The sequence below is a fragment of the Bartonella queenslandensis AUST/NH15 genome, from assembly GCF_000312585.1.
GTDB classification, from domain to species: domain Bacteria; phylum Pseudomonadota; class Alphaproteobacteria; order Rhizobiales; family Rhizobiaceae; genus Bartonella; species Bartonella queenslandensis_A.
Genome location: NZ_HE997989.1, coordinates 1,650 through 4,061, shown reverse-complemented (window position 1 = coordinate 4,061; position 2,412 = coordinate 1,650). Strand labels below are relative to the sequence as shown.

The following is a 2,412-nucleotide window of genomic DNA, read 5'->3' as shown; positions in this document are numbered from 1 at the left end:
ACGGATAAATTGTTCAGATTCTTTTAATTAAAAAAGGCGGGATTTCACCAAAAAATCAATAATCTTTATTAGTTCATCCGCTCTTATTGATCTAGGTTTTGGTTTATTTTTTTCTGAGTTTTCTGAGTTATTTAGCATACTGCTTAAAGTAGATGGCAATACCCCTAAATGTTTAGCGAGCATTTTTTTGCTGCCATGCCCATTTTTAGCTAATTGCTCATTAAGCCATGCTTTTAACTGATCCGATTCCATAAAAATAAGGCTCTTTCATATGATATGAAAAATCAATAAAAAAAAACTGAATTTTTATCTTGCAAAAATTCATTAAATATGAAATTTTATTATTATGAAAAAAGAACCTGCGTATACCATAATAAAATATTTAGGGGGGGCTGTTAATGTTTCGCGTATTTTACAGAAATGTAAAGGTGCTGTTTATCGTATCACTTATTCTAAAGAGAAGGGTGGTTCTAATGGATTATTCCCTTCAATTTATCAAGCACAATTATTAACCTACGCGCGAGATCATGGGATTGATTTACGCCCCGAAGATTTTTTTTATCCCGAGCGCTTGCAGTTATTAATGCAAGAAACACAAACACCCCCAATGTCAAAAAATACAAAAAATCCTAGCGTTCATAACGCAGGTAATAATTTCCAACCTTGAGGAGATCAAAATGAGTTCAAATGAAATTTTACTAATAGCAGTTGTTGCAATGTTACTTATCAGTGGAATGATGTTGCGGTTTGTTTTTTCTTATCGCAGCCAGATTAAAGATCTAAAAGAGGAGGCAAAAAAGATAAAGAGTGAGTTTTCAAGAAAAACTGTAGAACTTACTCATGAACGTGATGCTGTTATTGAAGAGAAAAATAGGATTATTAATGTAAGTAATAGAGACATTGAAGATTGTAATAATGCCATTAAAACACATAGTGAAAAAAGCGATCTTATAATCAAAAGAACTGAAGCAGAAGATAGATGAGTATGATGAAGTCTTCAGACGGAAGAATGGAATTATAGATACACTAAAAACAGATCTTCAATCACGTGATACGGAAATTGAGAGATTGAATCAACTGAATCATGAGGATAAAGAAGAACTAGAAAGTCGGGGTGAGCTTATACAGATAATAAACGCAGAAGTTCAATCACGCGGTGAAGAAATTACAAAACTTAAACAAGAGATCATTGAACTTAAAGCTAATATTGTAACAGTTGATCCAACAAAGAAATATGAATTCACTGACGCAATCAAAGAATACAAACACAATGGTGAGAAAGGTGGTTGTACTCATATTTTGCGTAGAATTCGCGCCTTAAGAGACTTTGGTACTGTTAAAAAAGGTGATTTGGGGGGGTGGATAGCAAAAGAGGGAAATCTCAGTCATGAGGATAACTGTTGGGTTGGGGGAGAGGCTATGGTTTTTAGTAATGCTAAAGTTTATTCCAATGCTCAGGTTTATGACAAAGCACAGGCTTATGGAAATGTAGTTATTGGTAGTAATGCTAAGGTTTATGGCAATGCCCATGTTTATGACAATGCCGAGATTTTTGGTTCATCACAGGTTTATGAGGATTCTAAAGTTTACGGATATGCTACCGTTACTCAGAATGCACAAGTTCACGGCAAAGCACAAGTTTATGATGAAGCATTAATTTATGGCACGGCGAATATCTATGAAAATGCAACTGTTCGTGGTGATGCACGGGTTGCTACAGAAAGTATTGGTGGTGGTACTTTAGTGAATAGTGGAGAAGTATCTTCTGATGATAAAAATAGCTCTTCTCAGAAGAAAAGTAAGTGAGGAGATAGAGATGGAAATGATATCTACAGCTATTTTTATGGCGACTAATTTTTATCTTCTCTATCAGGTTTATTACTTTTTTAAAAAGACACAAGAGGTTAGGGATGAGGTAGAAGAAAAAAACAAAATAATACGGGATCTAAAGGATCAACTTAGACAGAAAAACGACCGACGAAATGTGTCCAAAAAATAGACTTCATCATTTTTTGGGGATGATTTGCTGAGGTGTGTTCTAAAATGAAGAGTGGAGAAGCTGCTTTATTTAAATTTTGGGGAAGGATAAAAATCTTCCATTGAGTTTCTTCTCCTGGGTCGATGTTAAATGGAGCAATAGTGTATCCATTAAATAGTAGTTGTGGCTTAGTTTTAGGATTTATAAGATTAATGTGCTTTTTTGATGATGTTGGATAAATTTCTATCGTTTGACTACATCTAGGAGGGCAACACTTTATCTTATAAAATTTAAAAGGGCACTTTTTATCTATCCAGATATTATCCATTTGAATTATTCGTTCGGTAGGATTTATGATGCGTACTATTATACTGATGGGGCCATTATTAGGGTCATCTTTATCTGGAGTGGGGCTATTAGGCTTAAAAAGTAGC

Annotated in this window: 5 protein-coding genes; 3 read left to right on the top strand and 2 right to left on the bottom strand. The window is 34.2% G+C overall.

Annotated elements, in window-relative coordinates; all coding sequences use genetic code 11:
- Positions 1–27: 27 nt before the first annotated feature.
- Positions 28–252: a hypothetical protein gene (locus BN338_RS03280; RefSeq protein WP_039759045.1), complete on the bottom strand. Its 225-nt coding sequence runs from the start codon at positions 250–252 to the stop codon at positions 28–30.
- A gap of 94 nt (positions 253–346) precedes the next feature.
- On the opposite strand from BN338_RS03280, the gene BN338_RS03275 reads away from it, so the two are divergent.
- From BN338_RS03275 to BN338_RS10800, 3 genes are all read left to right on the top strand, one after another.
- On the top strand, positions 347–667 hold the full coding sequence (locus BN338_RS03275; RefSeq protein WP_039759037.1) for a hypothetical protein: 321 nt from the start codon (positions 347–349) through the stop codon (positions 665–667).
- A gap of 10 nt (positions 668–677) precedes the next feature.
- The gene (locus BN338_RS13000; RefSeq protein ID WP_244427603.1) at positions 678–983 is read left to right on the top strand and encodes a hypothetical protein; all 306 of its coding nucleotides are present in this window, start codon (positions 678–680) and stop codon (positions 981–983) included.
- Positions 984–1,068: 85 nt separating this feature from the next.
- Entirely contained in the window at positions 1,069–1,806 is a 738-nt protein-coding gene (locus BN338_RS10800) for a hypothetical protein (RefSeq protein ID WP_244427602.1), read from the top strand.
- Between the two features lie 152 nt (positions 1,807–1,958).
- On the opposite strand, the gene BN338_RS11585 is transcribed toward BN338_RS10800, so the two are convergent.
- A partial coding sequence (locus BN338_RS11585; RefSeq protein ID WP_198003669.1) for a hypothetical protein occupies positions 1,959–2,412 on the bottom strand: 454 nt, incomplete at its 5' end.

What these genes read in the sequence shown, in the direction of transcription:
- BN338_RS03280 (WP_039759045.1), bottom strand. Translation starts at nt 252, where the DNA reads ATGGAATCGGATCAGTTAAAAGCATGGCTTAATGAGCAATTAGCTAAA.
- BN338_RS03275 (WP_039759037.1), top strand. Translation starts at nt 347, where the DNA reads ATGAAAAAAGAACCTGCGTATACCATAATAAAATATTTAGGGGGGGCT.
- BN338_RS13000 (WP_244427603.1), top strand. Translation starts at nt 678, where the DNA reads ATGAGTTCAAATGAAATTTTACTAATAGCAGTTGTTGCAATGTTACTT.